Raw genomic sequence first — 19831 nt, forward strand, 5'->3', positions numbered from 1 at the left:
CGGGCGTACGCGCGCATCAGACCGGGCCGCCCCGCGCGGCGGCCGGATGCGCTGCCGCGTGGTGGGCCAGTTCGTGGCGAATCCAGTCGGCGACCGGCCCCGCCGCCGTGTCGCCGACGATCGACAGGAACACGGTCGGCAGGTCGCCGCGCCGGGCCCGCGCGTCCCGGTCCATGACGGAAAGGTCCGCGCCCACCATCGGTGCCAGGTCGGTCTTGTTGATCACGAGCAGGTCGGCGGACGTCACACCGGGTCCGCCCTTGCGCGGCACCTTGTCCCCGCCGGCCACGTCGACCACGAATATCTGCCGGTCCACCAGGCCCCGGCTGAAGGTGGCGGTCAGGTTGTCCCCGCCGCTCTCGACCAGCACCAGGTCCAGCGGGCCGACCGCCTCGGCCAACTCGTCCACGGCGTCGAGGTTGGCCCCGATGTCGTCCCGGATGGCGGTGTGCGGGCAGCAACCGGTCTCCACGGCGCGGATCCGGGCCGGGTCCAGCACGCCGGCCCGCTTGAGGAAGTCGGCGTCCTCGGTCGTGTAGATGTCGTTGGTGACCACGCCGAGCCGCAGCTCGCCGGCGAACGCCCGGCACAGGGCCGCCACCAGGGCGGTCTTGCCGGACCCGACCGGCCCGCCGATGCCGACGCGCAGCGCCCGGCCGGCTTGTGTCAGCGGCGGATGCGGGTCCACTCCCGGTTCGGGGTGGGTGTGCGGAACGGTCTCGTCGTGCCGGGCGGGATTCCGGTCGGCATCGGGCGCAACGGTTTCAGGACGCAAAGAGACGCACCTCCCAGGTGGCATGAGCTTCGGCATGGATGTCGGCAAGGGGCGCGGCTGCCGCGGGCAGCCGCTCGGGTGGGTCGTCGGCGGCCCGGGCCGCCGCGGCGGCGGTGCCGTCGCACCGGGAGGCGAGACCGACCAGCAGGGCCTGGACCTGGTACGGGTCGAGGCCGAGCAGGCGTACGGCAGCACTGGCCGCACCGGTCACCGTCCCGTGGGTGGCAACCGTGGCGGTCTCGACGCGGCTCAGGCCGGCGGCGGCGCAGAGCAGCCCGAGCACCAACGGCTGGTGCGCTCCACCCGGTGTGGCGGGCAGGTCGTCGAAGGACGCCTCCGGCCAGATGGCCCGGCCCGCGCGCAGCAGAGCCCGTCCCTGGCGACGGGACACCGTACGCAGCGCCGGCGCCGCCGTCCGGGCGTCCAGCTCCGCGTCGAGCAACGCCAGCGTGGACCGGCGTACGGCGGAACCGGCCGAGGTCACCGCCCGGTGCGCCGCCGCCGCGAACGCCGCACCGACCAGCCCGGCGGTCGCCAGCCGGCCGGCCAGGAACGCCTCCAACGTGGCCAGGTCGGTGACCCGGCCGGCGGCGACGGCCGCCTCCAGGCCGCCCGAGTGGGCGTGCGCACCGGCCGGGAAGCGGCCGTCGGCCAGCAGCAGGAGCAGACTCGACGTCGCCATCAGAACAGGAAGTACCGCTGGGCCATCGGCAGGCGTGGCACCGGGTCCGGCTCCACCACCTCACCGTCGATCCGCACGGTGAAGGTGTCCGGGTCCACCTCGATCCGGGGCATCGCGTCGTTCTCCGGCAGGTCCGCCTTGCCCCGCGAGCGCACGTCCGCGACGGGCACCACCCGTCGCCGCACGTCGAGGCGCAGCCCGGCGTCGAGGGCGGCCGGCGCGACGAACGCCAGGCTGGTAGCCGAGGCGGCGGCACCGTACGCCCCGAACATCGGGCGCGGCAGCATCGGCTGCGGCGTCGGGATGGACGCGTTGGCGTCACCCATCTGGGCGTACGCGATCATGCCGCCCTTGAGCACCAGGTGCGGTCGTACGCCGAAGAACGCCGGCTCCCACAGCACCAGGTCGGCAAGCTTGCCCGGCTCGACCGAGCCGACCTCCCGGTCCAGCCCGTTCGCCATGGCCGCGCAGATGGTGTACTTCGCCACGTACCGGCGGGCCCGGTGGTTGTCGGCCGCGCCGTCGCCTGGTAGCGCGCCGACCCGCTCCTTCATGACGTGCGCGCTCTGCCAGGTTCGCAGGATCACCTCGCCCACCCGGCCCATCGCCTGCGAGTCGGAGCCGATGATCGAGATCGCGCCGAGGTCGTGCAGCAGGTCCTCGGCGGCCATGGTGGACGGCCGGATGCGGCTCTCGGCGAAGGCCAGGTCCTCCGGCACGGACGGGTTGAGATGGTGGCAGACCATCAGCATGTCCAGGTGCTCGGCGAGGGTGTTGGCGGTGTACGGCCGGGTCGGGTTGGTCGACGACGGCAGCACGTTGGGCTCGCCGGCCACCGTGATGATGTCCGGCGCGTGCCCGCCTCCCGCCCCCTCGGTGTGGTACGAGTGGATGGCGCGGCCGGCGATCGCCCGCAGCGTGTCGGCCACGAAACCGGCCTCGTTGAGGGTGTCGGTGTGGATGGACACCTGCACCCCGGAGGCGTCCGCCACCCGCAGGCAGGCGTCGATCGCCGCCGGTGTGGTGCCCCAGTCCTCGTGCAGCTTGAAACCGCCCGCGCCGGCGCGCAACTGCTCCCACAGCGCCTCCGGCGAGATGGTGTTGCCCTTGCCGAGCAGCAGCACGTTGACCGGCAGGGTGTCCAGCGCCTCGTGCATGCGGGCCAGGTGCCAGGCGTTCGGGGTGACGGTCGTGGCCCGGGTGCCCTCGGCGGGGCCGGTGCCGCCGCCGACGAGTGTGGTGATGCCACTTGCCAGCGCCTCGGTGACGATCTCCGGGCAGATGAAGTGCACGTGGGTGTCGACGGCGCCGGCCGTGAGGATCCGGCCGTTGCCGGCGATGACCTCGGTGGCCGGGCCGATGACCAGCTCGGGGTGCACGCCGGGCATGGTGTCCGGGTTACCGGCCCGGCCCAGCGCCACGATCCGCCCGTCGCGCAGACCCACGTCGGCCTTGACCACGCCCCAGTGGTCGAGCACCACCGCACCGGTGATGACGGTGTCGAGGGCGCCCTCGGCGCGGGTCGCCCGCGACTGGCCCATCGACTCGCGGATCACCTTCCCGCCGCCGAAGACCGCCTCGTCGCCGCCCACACAGTGGTCGGTCTCCACCTCGATCAGCAGGCTCGTGTCGGCCAGCCGGATGCGGTCGCCGGTGGTCGGCCCGTACAAGTCGATGTAGCGGTCCCGCCGCACGGCGCTCACCGCGCCGGCCCGTCGCTCGTCGGCGCGTCCGTTTCCGGCGCGGTCGGTGGCGCTTCGTCCAGCGGCCCGGCGCACTCGCCGCGCAGACCGGGCACGACGCGTGCGCCGCCGAGCGGGACCAGCTCGACGTCGCGGCTCACGCCCGGCTCGAACCGGACCGAGGTTCCCGCCGGAACGGCGAGACGCTGACCCCAGGCGACCGCCCGGTCGAACATCAGGGCCGGGTTGGCCTCGGCGAAGTGGTAGTGCGAACCGACCTGCACCGGGCGGTCGGCGGTGTTGACCACGACCACCGTGGTCACCGGCCGACCCACGTTGATCTCGACCGGGCCGGCCGCCGGCAGGATCTCCCCGGGGATCACGGGATCGGGTGGTGCACCGTCACGAGCTTGGTACCGTCCGGGAACGTCGCCTCCACCTGCACCTCCCTCAGCATCTCGGGGATGCCGTCCTGGACGTCCTCGCGGCCGAGCACCGTCCGGCCGGCGGCCATGAGGTCGACCACCGACCGTCCGTCGCGGGCCCCTTCGAGCAGAAAGGCGACGATGATCGCGACGGCTTCGGGATAGTTGAGTCGCAGGCCGCGCTCGCGGCGGCGGCGAGCGACGTCGGCCGCGACGTGGACGAGCAGGCGGTCCTGTTCGTGCGGGCTGAGGAACACGGGACTCTCCGGTGGGGGTCGGCGTGGCCCGCTCGCCGCCGGCTCCGCGCGGAGCCGCGCCGGGCAGCACCACCCGGAGGACGAGCTGGAGTCACACGACCGCCGCGACGCCCCCGACGGGGTGGCCCGGGACTCCACCGTCCCGGCCCGCGCGAGGGGCACCCGGCGGTGTCGGTCGGATGCGGACCGCACCGCCCACCGCTTCAGCCGACCGTAGAGGATCGTCACCGGCGGGGGCAACAGTGTGCTCGGGATGAGGGATCGGGTGCCGGCGAATACGCAGACGGTGCGCGCCGAGCCGATCTCAGCGCGCACCGTGAGCCTGTGGGTCGTGTCCCCGATCCCGTGCACGCCCAAGCCGATGACGGGGCGTCCGGTCGATGTGCGGACCGGCTGGCCGAGGCCGACCGCAGGCGGGCTACAGGTTGTTGATCCGTGCCAGCAGCTCTGCCTCGGTCAGGTTTTCCAGGACCGCGTCCTGCTTGCGGCCCAGGACCGCCAGCAGCTTCTCCTTCTCCAGCTTCTTGGCCGCCGCCGCCTTCGCCGCCTGGTCCTCCGCGAGGCGGACGGCGATGACGTGCTTGACGACCTCCAGCTTGGTCTCCAGGGTCGCCTTGGCCGGATTGGCCTCGGTGGCGACGAACGACTCGGTGTCGACGGCCTTGAGTTCGGCGTTGACCGCCTTGGCCACGTCGTCGAGGCTGAAGCCGGACTTGGCGGTCAGCGGCAGTTCCCACAACTGTTCCGTGGTCAGCTGCCCCTTGGCCGACGGATAGCGGAACTTCTCCCGCGTGGCCTTCTCAAAAATGGTCACGATGGCCTCTCTCCCCGATGTCGGGGTGGGAATCAGAACTGGATGCTGATGAGGCGGCGGCGGCCGCCGGTCATGGTCACCTTGGCGACCACGGAGTTGCGTACCGTGGAGCTGAAGCCGAGGCCGGAAAGCTGATCGGGCGACGGCTCGCACTTGGTGCGGTCGCCGAGAACCTCGAACACCTTGCGGTGCGGTTGCAGATCGGCGCGGAGGAACTCGTTGTAGATCCCCCGCGTCGGCTGGTCGTTCACGCACCCCTTCAGCATGAAGAAGTAGTGCCGGTTGCCCACCTCGTGGTCGTCGAAGTAGTTCGGCGAGTACATGACGGTGGAGACCGGTACGAACTGTTCGGTGGTGATGCCCCACAACTCCTTGCCCGCACTGCCCTGCTGCACGTCCTTACCCGGCCGGAAAGCGGTGATCACCCCGCCGGAGACAGTCATCCGGCCCACCTCGACGGTCTCCTTGTGGCCGACCGCGCGCTCGTGGCGGTAATGCTCGATCTTCCCGTTGCTCTCGGTCTCGATCACGAAGCCGACCTGCGCGCTGTCCCGCTTGCGGTACTGGTTCACCTCGATCCGGTACTCACCGTCGGGCACACGGTCGGCCCAGGTGACGTTCTCCACCGGCTCACGGGAGAGCGGCCCGCCGGCGTTCATGTCGACGTCCAGCTTGTTGCGCTTCTCCTGGTACCAGATGTGGTCGCCGTTGGGTTCGAACACGTGCAGGTCGAGGTCGTCGTGGTTGAACCAGGACAGGCTCACCCGCAGCTTGCCCGTGACGTTGCCGCCGGCCCGCTTGACCTTCTCCCGGATCGAGTCGGTGACGTTGCCGCCGTACGACCAGCCGAAATCGTTGTCCCACTTGAACAACCGCGGAGCAGCCGCGTGGCGCCCGGTCGTGAGGCTGACGAAGTGCGGCTCGTAGGCGTTGGCGACCCACAGGTCGATGGTGGTGGCGCCGGGCAGGACGTCCTTCATGAAGGAGACCACGGGAACCTCCTCCGGCTTCGCGTCACGAAGGCGCGCGCCCGTCGACGTCGTGGTGGCCGCCTGCATGAGCAGCCCCTCGATGCCGTCCTTCATCAGCGGCTGTGTGTCGTTGTCCACCCACAGCACGTTGGTGACCGACACGTCGGACAGCCGGGCGAACCGTCGCTGCAACGAATCCTCGATACCCAGCTCGTCAATGGTCTTCATGGCAGCCTTGACCATGGCCGGGGTGATCAACGCGGTGGGTCGCTGGTAGTTCTGCGGTGCCACCTTCGTCTCGAACGACCGGACCGCCTGCGCCAGGTCGACGCCCGCGGAGAGATCCTGGACGAGAGTGCCGATCACCGTGTTGCGCAGACGTGCCGCCGGGTTCATGGCGTTGGCGAAGACGAAGGCGCGTCCGTCGGTCGCCTTCGCCCACCGGCTCTGCAGCGACCGGAACTCGGTCACCGCCGGACGATGCTCCGTGCCGCGGTAGAGGGCGTTGTCGTCGATCAGGTCGACCACGGTGTCCAGAGCGTGCCGGGTCAGCTCGGCCAGGCCACGCCGGAAGACCTGCACCGCGCCGTCGAAGGTGCCCTGCGCCGCGCCGACGTCCTCGGTGTGATGCCGCTCTGCCACCCGGCCGTGCAGGTGATGCCACACCTCGACCTGGCCGTCGCGCAGCGTCCGGGTGGTCTTCGTCCCGTACTGCGCCTGGCTGGACCGGAAGATGGTGGACAACGGCAGCGAGAGGACGAACTCGTCCATCGCGGCGGCGACGACGGAGAAGACCGGGTCGGATGCCGACACCCCGGACCAGACGGTACGGACCCGCCCGTCGTGGATCTCGACGACGTTGCCGAAGTGCTTGATGAACCCCCGGCAGGTCGAGCAGTCGTACTCGGACCGCTCACGGAACCGCAGATTGGTGCCGGCGGGGAAGGACTCGAGGAACGTGAGCCAGAGCGAGTCCCGGTCGAGACCGTCGCCCACGAGGTACAACTCACCCCTGGACATGGTGGACAGACGCGAGGTCACATCTGTCACGAACTGCTGGAAGTCGCCCACCGTCTCATCCCCTTTGATCGCCGGAGATCCTACGGAAGCGAACGTCATTCGGAGAACGCGTTTCCGGCTTTCCGCACGTCGTGGACACCCTCAAGGAACGTCGTCGGGTGTCGCAGGACAGCGCGGAACAGGCGTATCGACGGACACTTGTGTCATGGACCTCACCCCCGATCTCGACACGCCCAGCCCTGCGCGGGTCTACGACTACTTCCTCGGCGGGTCGCACAACTTCGCGGCGGACCGTGCGCTGGCGGCCCGCATGGAGCAGGCCATGCCCGACATCGGGCACATCATGCGGGCCAACCGCGCGTTCCTGCGTCGCGCGGTTCGGGCGCTCGTCGACGCGGGCATCCGGCAGTTCCTCGACCTCGGCTCCGGCATCCCCACGGTGGGCAACGTGCACGAGGTCGCCGGCCAGGCCGCCCCGGACACCGTCGTCGCGTACGTCGACATCGACCCCGTGGCGTACAACCACAGCCGACGCCTCCTGGCCGACGACCCGCGGACCGTGGTCTTGCACGCCGACCTCACCCAGCCCGAGGCGGTGCTCGGTGACCCGACACTGCGCGACGTGCTCGACCTCGACCGGCCGGTCGCGGTCCTGCTGGTGGGCGTGCTGCACCAGCTCACCACCGACCCGGCGCCGATCATCGCCCACTACCGCGACCGGCTCGCCCCGGGCAGCTACCTCGCCCTGTCACACGCCTCCTCCGACGAACGTTCCGACGCACTGGCGCTACGCGACACCTACAACCAGGGGTACGCCAACACCGCCCGGATGACCCTACGCAGCCGGTCCGAGATCGAACGGCTCTTCACCGGCTACACCCTCATTCCGCCAGGGCTGGTGCAACTGCCCGAGTGGCGGCCCGACTGGCCGGTCGACCCGGACGAGGACCCTCGCCGCTTCTCCACCTATTGCGGGGTGGGCCGGCTCGACTGACAGCCGCGCCGCCGGATCGTGACGGGCCAGGCTCAGCTCGTCGCGCGGGTACGTCGCGCCGCGACGTAGCGGCGCATCTTCTCGGACGTTCCGCAGTCGTCCATGCTGCACCAGCGGCGACTGCGGTTCTTGCTCTCGTCGTGGAAGAGGAAACGACAGCCGCCGCATCCCTTGATCCGGTCCAGTGCGCCGGTGGTGAGGAGCTGGACCGCCGCGTGCACCACCGGCCGCAGCGGCCGGGCAAGGGTCTGGTCGTCCCGCCAGGTCCACTCGAACGTACGCCCTTGGTCGAGTCGTGCATGACCGAGCGCGTCCGCTTCGTCGTCCCGCAGACGGGCCAGCACGGACCTGCCCGGGCTGCGATCGGCAGCGACTGCCCGGAACACGTCGTCGAGGTCGTCGCGGATCCGCAGCGATCGGGCGAAGGCGGTCTGAGAGCCGGCCGGATCATCGCGTGACAGCCGCCGCAACGCCTCCGCCTCCGGCTCGCTGAGCGTACCCGCGTACACGCTCCAGGCGACGAGCTCGGGGTAGCCGGTCAGCACGTCGCCGTCCGGAGATCCGACGGGCGGACCGGTACGGGTGTTGATGAAGTCCAGCGCGAGGTTGCCGCCCACCAGGCGCACCCGCGTCACACCCTCAAGTGTTTCCATCGAAACTCACTTTACCAGTTGACCTGCATCGACGGGCGCCGCTAGCGTGTTGCCATCGTAAGTCCTTTTACCGGAAACAGGGGGCCAGATGAGACGCGTACGGGCAGTGGGGGCGCTGATCGGACTGTCCGGCGGGACGTTCCTCTACACCACCGCCGAGGCGCTGCCGGTCGGGCTGCTGCTTCCGATGGCGGTGGACCTGGCCGTCTCGCCGCCGCAGGTGGGCATGCTCGTCACCGCGTACGGCGCGGTGGTGATGGTCGCCTCGGTACCGTTGACGGCGCTGGTCCGCAGGTTCCCTCGCCGCCGGCTGCTGTCGGCGCTCCTGGCCGGCTTCGTTCTCAGCACCGCCGTCACGGCACTGACGAGCACCTTCGCGCTGCTCCTGGTCGCCAGGATGGTCACCGCAACGACCCATGCGCTGTTCTGGGCCGTGGTGGTGCCGGCTGCGGCTGAGCTGTTCCGGCCCGCACGACGCGGGCGGGTCGTCGCGGTCGTGTTCGCCGGCGGCACCGTCGCGTTGGCCCTGGGAGTGCCCGCAGGCACCTGGCTGGGCGACCGCGCCGGATGGCGCACATCGTTCCTGGCGGTAGCCGGGCTCGGCGCCGTCGTGCTCGTCGTGGTGGCGGCGCTGCTGCCCTCGACGCGGCCGGAAGACGGACACGCCGCCCGAGGTGCGACGCCCGATGCCCGACGCTTCTGGCTGCTGGTGGCGATGGCCGTCCTGGCGACCGCCGGCGCCATCGCCGCCTACACCTACGTCGCCCTCTTCGTCACCGAGGTCAGCGGATTCTCTGCCGCGTCAGTCGGGGCGATCCTGTTCGTGCGTGGCATCGCCAGCGTGCTCGGCATCCTCGCCGTCGGCGCGCTGCTGGACCGCAGCCCGTGGCTCGCTCTCCTCACGACCGTCGCACTGCAATCGGCAGCACTGCTCGGCCTGTACACGTTCGGCCAACGGCCGTCGGTGTCCGTCGGCCTGATCGCTCTGGCCGGACTGGCATTCGCCGCGTTCACCGCGACGCTCGGCGGTCTCGTACTGCAGGTGGCCCCCGGTCGCTCCGACCTCGCCGCCGCCGCAGTCTCCGCCGCGGTCAACGTCGGCATCACCGCCGGCGCGTTCGTCGGCGGCCTGGCCCTGCCGAGCCACGGTGTGCGCGCCACGGTGCTGATCGGCGCCCTGCTCGGCGTGGCCGCCCTGGTGCTGGCTCTCGGCGAACGACTCATCCGGCCCGCACTCCCTCTCAGTCACGGCGCGGACTCTCGTCACGCAAGCGCCGGTGGCGGTACGTCCAGTTCCGCGGCCACCCGGCCGACCCGCGTCTAGAGAGGACTACCGGCACCGCCGCCGGGCGGTCCACGCCAGAGCGATCGACTTCAGCGCACACCGTGGGTTGTCGCAGACGGTACGGGCGTCTCGATCACTGGACGGGCGCCGGCCGGATCGGCCTGCGAGATCCCCCCGCGCTCCGGTCCGGAATGGGCACCCGGGGATCAGCACGAATCAGAAGGCGGTCCGGCGCAGGCCGGCGATCTGGAGGGCGGCGAAGCCGGCGACCACCACCGCCTGCGCGATGACGAGCGCGGCGCCGAGGGTGGTCAACGGGAACCAGCCGGCGACGAGCAGCTCGACGCTCGCGGCGACCCAGGCGATGTTGAGGGCGATCACGACTACCACGGCGGGTCGGCTCACCGTCGGCCTCGACGCGAGGAAGAGCAGGGCGGCCGCGAAGGCGACCAGGAAGACGCCTACGGGGTAGAGGAGACCGGCGGGAAGGCCGAACATCCGGCCGAAGATCGCCGCGGCGGCGAGGTAGACGACGCCGTTGGCACCTGAGCCGATCGCGTCCTGCTTGAGGGCGAAGCGGAGCAGCTTGGCGTCGTCGGCGGTCCGGGCGGTGCTGGCGATGGTGGCCATCTCGAAGTCCCTTCGTGGTGCTGACGTGCGTCTGCTCACGAAGCTACGGAGCTGGTGGCCATGCCGAATCCGTCATCGTGACGGTAGGTTGCCAGTCGTGCTGTACGGGCGGGTCGAGGAACAGGCGCAGATCGACCGGCTGGTGGACGGCGCCCGGGAAGGTCGCAGCGGTGCCCTGGTTCTCCGGGGACCGCCGGGGATCGGCAAGTCGGTGCTGCTGGAGTACGCCGCGATGCGGGCGACCGGCATGCGGGTGGTGCGCGCTGTCGGCATCGAGTCCGAGGCGGCGTTGCCGTTCGCCGCGCTGCACATGCTTCTGCGGACCGGACTCGACCGGATTGACGCGCTGCCCGACGCGCAGGTGAGGGCGCTCGGCGCCGCCTTGGGACTGCGCGACGCGCCACCGGAGAGCCGGTTCCTGGTGGGTCTGGCGACCCTGAGTCTCCTGTCGGAGCTGGCCGGGGACGGTGGGCTGCTCTGCCTCGTGGACGACGTGCAATGGTGCGACGAGGCGTCCGTCGACGCCCTGGTGTTCGCGGCACGCCGGCTCGGGGCCGAGGGTGTCGCCATGATCTTCGCCGCCCGTCCGGACCTCCCGGTCACCGGCCTTCCCGAACACCGTCTCGCCGGGCTCGACCACACGGCGGCCGCCGCCCTGCTTCCCGCCGATCTTCCGCCGCAGGTTCGGGCGCACCTCGTCCAGGAGTCGGCCGGCAACCCGTTGGCGCTCATCGAGCTGTCGGCCGCGCTGACTCCCGAACAGCGGGCTGGGCGGTTGTCGCCGGTGGGGGCGATGCCGGTGTCGGAGCGGATCCAGGAGGCCTTCCTCGCGCAGGTGGCCGCGCTGCCCGAGGCCGCCCGTACCGCGCTCCTGGTCGCGGCGGCGGAAGGCTCGGGCGACCTCGCCACGCTGGTCGCCGCCGGCGCTCCGCTCGACGGTCTGGAAGCCGCCGAGCGGAGCCGGTTGATCGGGATCAACGGGACGGCCGTCGGTTTCCGTCATCCCCTCATCCGGGCGGCCGCGTACCAGAGCGCGTCGGTGAGCCGCCGCCTCGCCGTACACCGGGCGCTCGCTGACGCGCTGAGCGGCTCGGCCTCGCCCGACGCCGCCGACCGGCGTATCTGGCACTTGGCCGCCGCCGCGCTCGGTCCCGATGAGGGTGTCGCGTGGCAGCTGGAGGAGGCGGCGGGCCGGGCCCGTACCCGAGGCGGTCACGCCGCGGTGGCGGCTGCCTACCAGCGGGCCGCCGAGCTCACCGTCGATCCGGTACGCCGATCCGCTCGGCTCGCCGCGGCGGCGCTGGCCGCGAGCGACGCCGGTCTGACCGACCGCGCCGCCGCGCTCGCCGCAAGCGCCACGCCCGACGTGGACGACCCGGCGATGATCGTGGCGCTGACCCAGGTACGTGCCCACCGTGAGGTCGAGCTCGGCACCCCGCCGGCCGCTGGCCGGATCATCCTCGACGCCGCGCCCCGGGTGGCGGCGCACGGGCCCGAGCAGGCGACCTGGCTGCTGGTGGAGGCGGTTCGCTGCGCCTGGTTCGCCGGCGACGCGCCGCTGGCCGAACAGGCGGCGACGGCGCTCCACGAGCTCCCGGCGACCAATTCCCCGCTGGTCGGCCAGGCGGTCGGGCTGGCCCGGCTGCTGGCCGGCGACCTCGCGGGTGGGCTGCCGCTCACCGGCGGCGCGCTGGACCCGTCCGGGCTCGCCGGGCTGGGCGTTCCCGGACTGACCTTCACCGCCGGTGCCGCCCTCGCGACGGGCCGCGCGACACTCTGTGAGGAACTAACCGGCCGGGTCGTGGCGGACTGCCGGAGAAGCGGGATGATCGGCTGGCTGGCGTTCGCCCTCCAGGACCAGGGGTTCGCGCAAGGGCTACAGGGCCGCTACGGGGAGGCGAGGGCCACCCTCGACGAAGGGCTGCGGCTGTCGACCGCCCTTGGTCACGAGCACCGGGTCATCCACCTCACCTGCTGCCTGGCCTGGGTGCTCGCTCATCAGGACGACGTGGCGGGGTGCCGCGCGAGGGCCGAGGACGGCGTCCGGCGGGCCGACGAGCGCAAGCTGGTCCTCGCGGCGACCCTCGGACGTTGGGCGCTCGGCCGGCTCGAACTCGGTCAGGGAAACGCGGACGCCGCTCTGGAGCAGTTGGAACGGATCCCGCCGACCGGGTTCGGGACGCTCGCCGCCGCCGATCTCGTCGAGGCGGCGGTCCGCAGTGGCCGGCCGGAGCGGGCCGCCGAACCGCTGGAGCGCTACGTGACCTGGGCACGGCATGTCCGTCAACCGGCCTCGGACGCGGTCGCCCTGCGCTGCCGGGCCCTGGTCGAGCAGGACGAGGCGCACTTCGTCGCCGCCGTCCGCGCCCACGACGGCGACGACCAGCCGTACGAGCAGGCGAGGACGCGACTCGCCTATGGCGAGTGGCTGCGGCGGGCCCGGCGGCGGGCGGACGCGCGCACGCAGCTCCGCGCCGCGCTGGAGGTCTTCGATCGGCTGGGCGCGGAGTCGTGGGCCCGGCGGGCCCGCACCGAGCTGCGCGCGACCGGGGACGTCCCCGCCGCGCCGCGCCCGGCCGGCGATCCGCTCAGCGTGCTCACGGCGCAGGAACGCGAGGTCGTGCGGCCGGCCGCCGCCGGCGCCTCCAACCGCGACATCGCCGCCCAACTCTTCCTCAGCCCACGGACCGTGGGCTACCACCTCTACAAGGCGTTCCCCAAGCTGGGCATCACGTCGCGGGCTCAGCTGGCGACGCTGGTCGGGGTCGCGTCCGCCGAGTGAGGACGGCCGCCCGCAGGAGACGGGCGGCGTCCGGGCAGATGTTCCTCGTAGGCCCCGGCCGGAACACAAACCGGATGTCTGTCGCAGCCTTGGGCTGTACCCGTCACCCGGCCCGGAAACGCGACCCATTGCCCCACCGCCGAAAGCGTCGTTCGGGCCAACACCGCGCCGACTCTGAGCGGTCGTGGTCGTCGACTGGGAGCGCTGTCGCTGATGACCCCAGACGTGCCGAAGAACTCATCGGACGGACAGCCCTGGTTCGGGTGGCGAGCCTAGGATCGACCTTCAAGCCACCTGGACGATTCGGGCAGGAAAGAGCTTGATCATGAGTAGTGCATTGGCCGACATCCTGAATGCTGCCGCGCACGGGCACTTTCCCGCACCGGACGGCGGAACCACCGTAGTGCCACAGCCAAACCATCGCGATGCCGGAGTGATCGCGTTCACCGCACACTCGGTGGTATTCACCGACGAGGATCCACTCTGGGTACGTGGCGTCCTGGCGGCCCTGGACTGCGATGCCCTGGCCGCCACCATGAATCCGGGCTTTTTGAGCGCGCTGCTCGGCCGGACAGGGCGATCCATGGACACGATTGATCTGCTGACTGTCGCGAGCCCGCTCGCCGGCGCGCCTCCCCTGCGACTGACCGAGCTGTTGGAAGCCGATCACCCCCGAGCGGGCAGAGCGCGCCACCGTCGTGACAACATTCGCGTCTGGGCGGCTGACGGCGGGGTGATCGTCCTGGGCCAAGGTGTGGCGGGCCGCTGGGAGGCCTCCATAGAGGTCGATGAAGGGCTTCGTCATCAAGGGCTGGGGCGGTCGCTGGCGCTGGCCGCACGGCATCTGGTGCCTGATCGGCAGCCGGTCTGGTCCCAGCAGGCCGCCGGGAACGCCCGCAGCGTGCGGGCGTTTCAAGCTGCCGGGTTTCGGGCGGTGGGAGCCGAAGCGCTGCTCCTGCCCGGCCGCCGAGCTGCAGGCTCGCCAACGGACCCTGTCGGCGGTCACGGGCCAGTCGCACAACAGCACGGTATCGGTGTGGACCGCATCAGGGCAGGTGGCCCGCGCTCGCGTACTGCCTTCCGGGCGTCGTCGTGATCACAGTCACCGGATTGCTGGTCGTCGTCGCCGCAGTCGCCGCCGGGTTGCTGCCGCTGCCTGTCCCTGGCGCACAGAAGTGACCCGTTGCCGTGCGGTACGACGCACATCAGTCTGACGTTTCCAAGGAACGGGGGAAGTGTGGTTTCGGACGTCGACCGGCAATGGCTCCGGGAGGCCGTCGAGACCTCCCGGCTCTGTGTGCCCCGCAAGACGCCTACGCCGGCGGAGCGGTCACGTCTCACGCGCGATGTCCGTGACGATCTCAGCGACGTACCGCTTGCTCGTCGCGGCCGCACGGGCCGGCGACGCGGTGATCTGCTGGCCCGACTGAGCGCGCCCCGACCGGCGAACCGCTGAATCGCGGCATGAGCGGACGCCACCCTGGCCCGCGCGGCGGCCGGGCTCGCCGGTCACGCCGGCGTTTGGCCCGGGTGTCGGTTCAGGATGAGGTCACCCGCGCGACGGAGCACCTGCGCCCGGGACCGATCGCCGTGGTCGGCGGCCAGGAAGTGCTCGCCGATCAGGAGGCAGAACGCGAGGACGCTGCGGGCTTCCACCTCGTCCGGGTCGTCGCAGAAGGTGCCGATCATCTCCCGCAGGAGGCCCATCCGCCGGTTGTCGACCCTGCGGAGACGATCGGCGATCACCGGGTCGCGCCGGGCCCAGTCACGGATCGCCAGGTCGATCGGCAGCAGCCGGTCACTGGAGAAGGTCTGGACGCCGGCTCGGGCGATTCGGGTCTTCGGGCTGCCGCCTTCCTTCTCGACACGGTTGATGACCTCGTCGGTGCTCTCCCGCTCCCAGGTGTCCACCATGGCCGTCAGCAGCGCATCACGGTCGGCGAAGAAGCCGTAGAAGCCGCCCTTGGATACGCCGAGCCGCTTGGCCAGCGCCTCGACCCGTACCGCATCCGGACCGCCGGATGCGAGCGCCTCAAGGCCGGCCTCGATCCATCGGTCTCGCGGGGTCCGCGTTTCGAACTTGATGTGATCCACCTCACTCCACCGTATACGGCACCGTACATGGCCAGCTAGCCTTCCGTATACGGCAGCGTACACGGGGGCGCTGCCGCCCAGGAGGTCGTCATGAACGTCTTCGGTCACGTGGCCGCCCTCCACGAGCGGGAGCGGCCCGCTTACCCGGCCGGCGTGGCCGATGCGATCGTCGCCTACCACGGCAGCGGGCCCGCCTCGGTGGCCGAGATCGGCGCTGGCACCGGCAAGGGCACCGAGGTGCTGGCCGCCATCGGCGCGCCGCTGATCTGCATCGAGCCGGATCCACGCATGGCCGGCCTCCTGAAGGACAAGGTTCCGCGGGCCGAGGTGTATACGGGAACGTTCGAGCAGTGGACTCCGCCGCCCGGCGGGGTGGACGTGCTCGGCTGCGCCATGGCGTGGCACTGGCTGGACCCGACGTGATGGCCAGCCACATGTTCACTGACGCCCGGATGCAGCAGTTCCATCGCCATCTGCCGCTCACCCGGGACCGGTACCTCGCACTGGTACGCACCTTCGGCCCGTTCTTGACCGCCCCGCCGCAACTGCGGCAGCGCGGCCTCGAACTGCTCGGCCGGGTGATCGACGACCTCGGCGGCACGGTGACTCTCGACCTGCGCACCACCCTGACCCTGGCCCGCAACGGCGCCGGAGTGACGGCATGAACCCGGTCTGGCTGCCGGTCGTCGTGGTCCAGGGCGCCTGGCTGCGCTCGACCCTGCGGCTCGCGTCGGCACCGGGTGGCGGTGTCAGCGGCACCGTCCCCGGCCCCGGGGCGGAGCCGCTGCGCCTGGCCGTACTGGGCGACTCGACCGCCGCCGGCTGCGGCGTGACCGACGGCGAGGAGGCGTTCGCGGCCAGCCTCGCACGGGAACTGGCCGCCCGCACCCGTCGGCCGGTCGACTGGCAGGCCGTCGGCCAGTTCGGCGCCACCTCCCGCCGGATCCGATTCCAGCTCGTGCCGCGCCTCCACGACGACCTCGACCTGGTCGTACTGCTCGCCGGCGCGAACGACGTGCTGGCCGGCCGCGGACCGGACCTCTGGCGCGAGGACCTGACCGGTATCCTCGCCGGGCTCACCCGCCGCGCACACCGGGTGGCGGTAGTGGGACTTCCGCCGTTCACCCTGTTCCCGGCCATTCCGGCCACCCTCGCGCGCTATCTCGGAGAGCGCGCCGCCGCACTGGACGCGGTCACCCGGGAGGTCTGCTGCGGCCACCCCCGAACGTCGTTCATCGACCAACCCGCCGGGACGCCGCCACCCGACTTCTTCAGCATCGACCGCTTCCACCCGTCGACCCACGGATACCGATTCTGGGCACGGGACGTCGCCGACCGGCTCCGTCTTGGCCAACCAGCGCCCTGACGAGCCGGCACGACCTGCACACCGGCGGGTCCCTGGGTCGTTCGCACCGTTCGCGCCAGGCGGGTCCACCATCGGGTTATGGCTGCGGCGGTGGCGCACTACCGTCGGTCGGCATGACCGGTGTCGGGATCGAGGTGACCGCGGAGAACTACCAGCCGGAAAACGGAAAGGGTGCGCGCTGAAGTGGACCTCAGCGCACACCGCGGGCGAAGCGCGGCACGGACGCACGGGGCGAGCGATGCCTGATCGGGCACGTCATGCCAGACCCGGCCGGCGCCGCCGTGGACCGGGAGAGACTGAGCGCGACGGCAAAGGAGTTCGTCGAACAGCGGCTAGCTCGATGCCTGCCTGCGCCCGGTGCCGGTCGGGGTCGTGGGTGACCTGTACACCGCCGGCGCGGGCCTGCCCCGGGGATACGGCAACCGTCCCGGGCTGACGGCCGAGCGGTTCGTGCCCGACCCGTACGGCCCGCCGGGTGGTCGGATGGCGCTTCACGCCGAGCGTGTTCGGGGGCGACCTGCTGCTCTGCACGGCCGGCCCGTCCGGGTTGGCGGATCAATGGCGTCCCTACATCGGCGGTCACATCACCACGCACGAGGTCGCCACGACGCACCACCGCATGATGCGCACCCGGCACTGAGGCAGCTCGGTCCCGTACTGGCGGCGGTCCTCGCCGACCTGGACCGGTAGCACAGGTGCAGGCGCCGGCCGTTTGTGGTGCCGGCAACAGAGTGTCAAGCCGGACGGCAACGTTTCAGATGCCGGAACTTTCCGCCCGCCGGATCCCATCATCCGAAAGGTTCTACCAGAACTATGCGTGCCTCGGTTGGAAACAGGCAGGTCAACTCACTTCGGACGGCCCGAGGACTCCAGTAACGGAAAGTAAGCGTGCATGCGCTGAATAGCACAGTTGCCGGAGGGCACTTAATCTTCGCAATCAGGTCCGTGAATATTTCACGGCCTGCCGACAGGACAGGGGCCCTCCCTCGGCTGCCGATGGAAGGGCCGGACAAACGGGGGTGTTCCCAGGATGGCGCTTCGGGTACTCATCTGCGACGAGCGACCGCTGGTCACTGCCGGCTTGCAGCGGTTGCTGTCGGCGGAGCCCGACTTCGAGATCGTGGGTGTGGCGGACAGCGGTGTGCACGCCCTGATGCTCGTACGCTCCGAACGGCCCCACGCCGTGGTGACCGGCTTACGCCTGCGCGGAATGTCGGGCACCGACCTGACCCGTCGGCTGCGCGGCGACAACGAACAGACCAACCCCCCGGTGGTGGTGTACGCGGTCGAGGGCTCCGAGGAGACGCACACGGAGGTGCTGCGGGCCGGAGCCAACGCGCTGTTGTCGGATGACGCCAGCCGCGAGGAGCTGGTGCTCGCGATCCGGGCGGTGGCCCGGGGGCAGGCGATGCTCGGCCCGTCGGTGGCCCGGCGACTGCTCGACTGGTTCCGCAAGCACGAGACCGACCGGCCGCGTCCGCTGGACCCCCTGGCCATGACGCTCACCACCAGGGAGCGGGAGATCCTGCTGCTCACCGCGCAAGGGCTGTCGGTCGAGCAGATCGCGAGCAAGCTCTACATCGGCGTGGCGACGGTGCGGACCCACATCTATCGGCTGCGGTGCAAGCTCCAGGTCCGGGACCGCGCCCAGCTCGTCTCCTTCGCCTATCAGGCCGGGCTGGTCAACTTCAACTGACCGCGTGCGGTCGGTGGGCCGGGGCGGAGCCACCGACGGAAGTTGCTCAGCCCCGGCTGATCGGCGCATCCTCGACCACCTCGCGCGGTGGCGGCGCCTCCCGGTCGGCCCCGGGCTCCGGCCCCGATGCCGGCGTCTCGTCGACCGGCTCCGGCAGCTCACGCATGGGCCGCAGCGGGCTGGTCAGGATCCAGAGCACGTTGAGCACCAGACCCACCGCACCGATGATCATTCCGGTCCGGAGGCTGAGCAGGTCGCCGACCACTCCGCCGGCGAAGGTGCCCAGGGCGATCACCCCGTAGGAGATGAACTTGTAGGTGGCGTTCATCCGGCCGAGCAGGTCGTTGGGGGTGATGGTCTGCCGGACACTGATCGCGACCACGTTCGACACGACGAGGAAGCCGCTGGCGGCGAACGCCACGGTCAGCACCACCACGGTGAACGCCGTGTTCGCCGGCGTCACGGCGATGACGACGAACGCCACGAACGGCAGGACGATCGACGCCAGGTACGAGCGGCCGATGCCCAGCCGCGCGATCAGCCGCCCGGCGGCGACGGCACCGAGCACGCCACCGATCGCCCCGCAGGAGCGGATCAGACCGATCGTCGCGGCGTTGAGGTCCAGCGCCCGGACGGCGAAGACCGGGAACAACGCCATCACCCAGTTGGCGAAGAAGTTGTAGAGGGCGGCGCTCACCACGAGGGTACGCAGCAACGGAGCGCGTACGACAGTCACCAGGCCCTGGCGGATCTGGGCCATGATCGGTGGAGCGCCCCCGGCAGGCGGCTCGGGCTGCGGCTCCCGGTCCCGGATCGACGCCAGCGTCACGGCCGACACGACGAACGAGATCATCTGTGCCAGCAGCGCGAACGGTGCGGTGAGCAGTTGCACCAGCACACCGCCGAGGCCGGGACCGCCGACTTCGGCGACCGAGTCGCTGGCCTGCAACCGGCTGTTCGCCGCGACAAGGTCACGAGACGGCACGATCGACGGGACGAACGAGTAGTAGCAGAGCTCGAACAGCACCGAGCAGGTGCTGAACACGAAGACCAGGCCCAGCATGATCCACATGGTCAGCGTGCCGGTCACCGCCAGGCCGAGGATGCCGAGCAGGACGACGCCACGCACCACGTCGGTGGTGATCATGATGGGGAGCCGGCGACGCCTGTCGATCCAGGCCCCCGCCCAGAGGGCGAACAACAGGTACGGCAGGAACGTCGCGGTGCCGATCAGGCCGACCATGGACGGGCTGGCATCCAGGGTGTAGATCGCCACCAGCGGCAGCGCCAACTGCGACACCTTGCTGCCCAGCAGCGCGACCGACTGCCCGCCCCACAACTTGAGGAAGCTGGCGTTGCGGTTCAACGGGACGTCTGCGGATGCCTTCACCTGCGGTCCTCCACTGCGGGCTCGCGTACGTCAAAGGGGGTTGCCGTGCGAAAGGCGTGCCCGGCGAACTTCAGGCTCGGGACGGGGGACGTCCCGGGCATACCGACGTTACCGCCAACCCGGGCACTCGGCCCGGCGACGTCATCAAGGTAAGCAAAATGATGGCGCTGATTACCTCGGAAAATGCGTTTGAGCCGCTCAACTGCAACCCAGCAGCGCCTGCCGAATCAACGTCACGAGGCAGACGCCGTCCTCCGCGCTGCCTAGCGTGAGGAGCATTCCGGATCAGATTCCCGCGACCGACGAGCGAGGGGC

The 19831-nt window shown here is 71.0% G+C and carries 19 protein-coding genes and 1 pseudogene; 9 read left to right on the plus strand and 11 right to left on the minus strand.

The window, feature by feature from the left end; all coding sequences use genetic code 11:
• Positions 1 to 16: 16 nt before the first annotated feature.
• The 7 genes from ureG to ACQP26_RS19440 all read right to left on the minus strand — a co-directional run bounded on the left by ureG (position 17) and on the right by ACQP26_RS19440 (position 6677).
• On the minus strand, positions 17 to 775 hold the full coding sequence (gene ureG, locus ACQP26_RS19410; protein ID WP_433493600.1) for an urease accessory protein UreG: 759 nt from the start codon (positions 773 to 775) through the stop codon (positions 17 to 19).
• Positions 765 to 1457 (minus strand): urease accessory protein UreF, encoded by a 693-nt coding sequence (locus ACQP26_RS19415; RefSeq protein ID WP_433493601.1) that lies wholly within the window; start codon positions 1455 to 1457, stop codon positions 765 to 767. Before ACQP26_RS19415 ends, ureG begins: the two co-directional genes overlap by 11 nt.
• The gene (locus tag ACQP26_RS19420) at positions 1457 to 3160 is read right to left on the minus strand and encodes an urease subunit alpha (protein ID WP_433493602.1); all 1704 of its coding nucleotides are present in this window, start codon (positions 3158 to 3160) and stop codon (positions 1457 to 1459) included. The genes ACQP26_RS19415 and ACQP26_RS19420 overlap by 1 nt, the downstream gene beginning before the upstream one ends.
• Complete coding sequence (locus ACQP26_RS19425) at positions 3157 to 3522, minus strand: urease subunit beta (RefSeq protein WP_332367315.1); 366 nt, start codon at positions 3520 to 3522, stop codon at positions 3157 to 3159. Before ACQP26_RS19425 ends, ACQP26_RS19420 begins: the two co-directional genes overlap by 4 nt.
• A complete protein-coding gene (locus ACQP26_RS19430; RefSeq protein WP_269705280.1) occupies positions 3519 to 3821 on the minus strand; it encodes an urease subunit gamma in 303 nt (100 codons plus the stop codon). The genes ACQP26_RS19425 and ACQP26_RS19430 overlap by 4 nt, the downstream gene beginning before the upstream one ends.
• A gap of 418 nt (positions 3822 to 4239) precedes the next feature.
• Positions 4240 to 4635, minus strand: a complete 396-nt coding sequence (locus ACQP26_RS19435) for a hypothetical protein (RefSeq protein ID WP_433493603.1) — start codon at positions 4633 to 4635, stop codon at positions 4240 to 4242.
• A gap of 32 nt (positions 4636 to 4667) precedes the next feature.
• Positions 4668 to 6677 carry a hypothetical protein gene (locus ACQP26_RS19440; protein WP_433493604.1) on the minus strand — a complete coding sequence of 670 codons (2010 nt, stop codon included), beginning with the start codon at positions 6675 to 6677 and terminating at the stop codon, positions 4668 to 4670.
• A 154-nt stretch (positions 6678 to 6831) separates the two neighbouring features.
• Here ACQP26_RS19440 and ACQP26_RS19445 point away from each other — a divergent pair, with 154 nt between their 5' ends.
• Complete coding sequence (locus ACQP26_RS19445) at positions 6832 to 7620, plus strand: SAM-dependent methyltransferase (RefSeq protein WP_269705277.1); 789 nt, start codon at positions 6832 to 6834, stop codon at positions 7618 to 7620.
• 32 nt (positions 7621 to 7652) lie between these two features.
• Here ACQP26_RS19445 and ACQP26_RS19450 read toward each other — a convergent pair whose 3' ends face one another.
• Positions 7653 to 8273: a CGNR zinc finger domain-containing protein gene (locus tag ACQP26_RS19450; RefSeq protein ID WP_281577379.1), complete on the minus strand. Its 621-nt coding sequence runs from the start codon at positions 8271 to 8273 to the stop codon at positions 7653 to 7655.
• Between the two features lie 88 nt (positions 8274 to 8361).
• Here ACQP26_RS19450 and ACQP26_RS19455 point away from each other — a divergent pair, with 88 nt between their 5' ends.
• Positions 8362 to 9597 carry an MFS transporter gene (locus ACQP26_RS19455; protein ID WP_433493605.1) on the plus strand — a complete coding sequence of 412 codons (1236 nt, stop codon included), beginning with the start codon at positions 8362 to 8364 and terminating at the stop codon, positions 9595 to 9597.
• A 177-nt stretch (positions 9598 to 9774) separates the two neighbouring features.
• Here the strand turns inward: ACQP26_RS19455 and ACQP26_RS19460 are convergent, their stop codons facing one another.
• Complete coding sequence (locus tag ACQP26_RS19460) at positions 9775 to 10188, minus strand: hypothetical protein (RefSeq protein ID WP_433493606.1); 414 nt, start codon at positions 10186 to 10188, stop codon at positions 9775 to 9777.
• A 97-nt stretch (positions 10189 to 10285) separates the two neighbouring features.
• Here ACQP26_RS19460 and ACQP26_RS19465 point away from each other — a divergent pair, with 97 nt between their 5' ends.
• Together ACQP26_RS19465 and ACQP26_RS19470 are read left to right on the plus strand one after the other, a co-directional pair.
• Positions 10286 to 12970: an AAA family ATPase gene (locus ACQP26_RS19465; protein ID WP_433493607.1), complete on the plus strand. Its 2685-nt coding sequence runs from the start codon at positions 10286 to 10288 to the stop codon at positions 12968 to 12970.
• Between the two features lie 325 nt (positions 12971 to 13295).
• A pseudogene (locus ACQP26_RS19470) lies at positions 13296 to 13925 on the plus strand (GNAT family N-acetyltransferase); the annotation flags it as partial.
• Positions 13926 to 14479: 554 nt separating this feature from the next.
• Here the strand turns inward: ACQP26_RS19470 and ACQP26_RS19475 are convergent.
• On the minus strand, positions 14480 to 15064 hold the full coding sequence (locus tag ACQP26_RS19475) for a TetR/AcrR family transcriptional regulator (RefSeq protein WP_281577375.1): 585 nt from the start codon (positions 15062 to 15064) through the stop codon (positions 14480 to 14482).
• Positions 15065 to 15154: 90 nt separating this feature from the next.
• Here ACQP26_RS19475 and ACQP26_RS19480 point away from each other — a divergent pair, with 90 nt between their 5' ends.
• The 5 genes from ACQP26_RS19480 to ACQP26_RS19500 all read left to right on the plus strand — a co-directional run bounded on the left by ACQP26_RS19480 (position 15155) and on the right by ACQP26_RS19500 (position 18126).
• The gene (locus ACQP26_RS19480; protein WP_433493608.1) at positions 15155 to 15487 is read left to right on the plus strand and encodes a class I SAM-dependent methyltransferase; all 333 of its coding nucleotides are present in this window, start codon (positions 15155 to 15157) and stop codon (positions 15485 to 15487) included.
• 11 nt (positions 15488 to 15498) lie between these two features.
• Complete coding sequence (locus tag ACQP26_RS19485; RefSeq protein ID WP_433493609.1) at positions 15499 to 15729, plus strand: hypothetical protein; 231 nt, start codon at positions 15499 to 15501, stop codon at positions 15727 to 15729.
• Complete coding sequence (locus ACQP26_RS19490) at positions 15726 to 16430, plus strand: SGNH/GDSL hydrolase family protein (RefSeq protein WP_433493610.1); 705 nt, start codon at positions 15726 to 15728, stop codon at positions 16428 to 16430. Before ACQP26_RS19485 ends, ACQP26_RS19490 begins: the two co-directional genes overlap by 4 nt.
• A gap of 475 nt (positions 16431 to 16905) precedes the next feature.
• On the plus strand, positions 16906 to 17070 hold the full coding sequence (locus ACQP26_RS19495) for a hypothetical protein (RefSeq protein WP_433493611.1): 165 nt from the start codon (positions 16906 to 16908) through the stop codon (positions 17068 to 17070).
• A 390-nt stretch (positions 17071 to 17460) separates the two neighbouring features.
• A complete protein-coding gene (locus ACQP26_RS19500; RefSeq protein ID WP_269705267.1) occupies positions 17461 to 18126 on the plus strand; it encodes a response regulator in 666 nt (221 codons plus the stop codon).
• A 46-nt stretch (positions 18127 to 18172) separates the two neighbouring features.
• On the opposite strand, the gene ACQP26_RS19505 is transcribed toward ACQP26_RS19500, so the two are convergent.
• Positions 18173 to 19516 (minus strand): MFS transporter, encoded by a 1344-nt coding sequence (locus ACQP26_RS19505; protein WP_433493612.1) that lies wholly within the window; start codon positions 19514 to 19516, stop codon positions 18173 to 18175.
• Positions 19517 to 19831 lie beyond the last annotated feature (315 nt).

The sequence above is a fragment of the Micromonospora sp. CA-248089 genome, from assembly GCF_050948515.1.
GTDB lineage: Bacteria > Actinomycetota > Actinomycetes > Mycobacteriales > Micromonosporaceae > Micromonospora.

Excerpts from the sequence above, each read along its gene's own strand:
- ACQP26_RS19450 (WP_281577379.1), bottom strand. The coding sequence starts at position 8,273 with ATGGAAACACTTGAGGGTGTGACGCGGGTGCGCCTGGTGGGCGGCAAC.
- ACQP26_RS19485 (WP_433493609.1), top strand. The coding sequence starts at position 15,499 with ATGTTCACTGACGCCCGGATGCAGCAGTTCCATCGCCATCTGCCGCTC.
- ACQP26_RS19445 (WP_269705277.1), top strand. The coding sequence starts at position 6,832 with ATGGACCTCACCCCCGATCTCGACACGCCCAGCCCTGCGCGGGTCTAC.
- ACQP26_RS19460 (WP_433493606.1), bottom strand. The coding sequence starts at position 10,188 with ATGGCCACCATCGCCAGCACCGCCCGGACCGCCGACGACGCCAAGCTG.
- ACQP26_RS19500 (WP_269705267.1), top strand. The coding sequence starts at position 17,461 with ATGGCGCTTCGGGTACTCATCTGCGACGAGCGACCGCTGGTCACTGCC.
- ACQP26_RS19490 (WP_433493610.1), top strand. The coding sequence starts at position 15,726 with ATGAACCCGGTCTGGCTGCCGGTCGTCGTGGTCCAGGGCGCCTGGCTG.
- ACQP26_RS19415 (WP_433493601.1), bottom strand. The coding sequence starts at position 1,457 with ATGGCGACGTCGAGTCTGCTCCTGCTGCTGGCCGACGGCCGCTTCCCG.
- ACQP26_RS19455 (WP_433493605.1), top strand. The coding sequence starts at position 8,362 with ATGAGACGCGTACGGGCAGTGGGGGCGCTGATCGGACTGTCCGGCGGG.
- ACQP26_RS19480 (WP_433493608.1), top strand. The coding sequence starts at position 15,155 with ATGAACGTCTTCGGTCACGTGGCCGCCCTCCACGAGCGGGAGCGGCCC.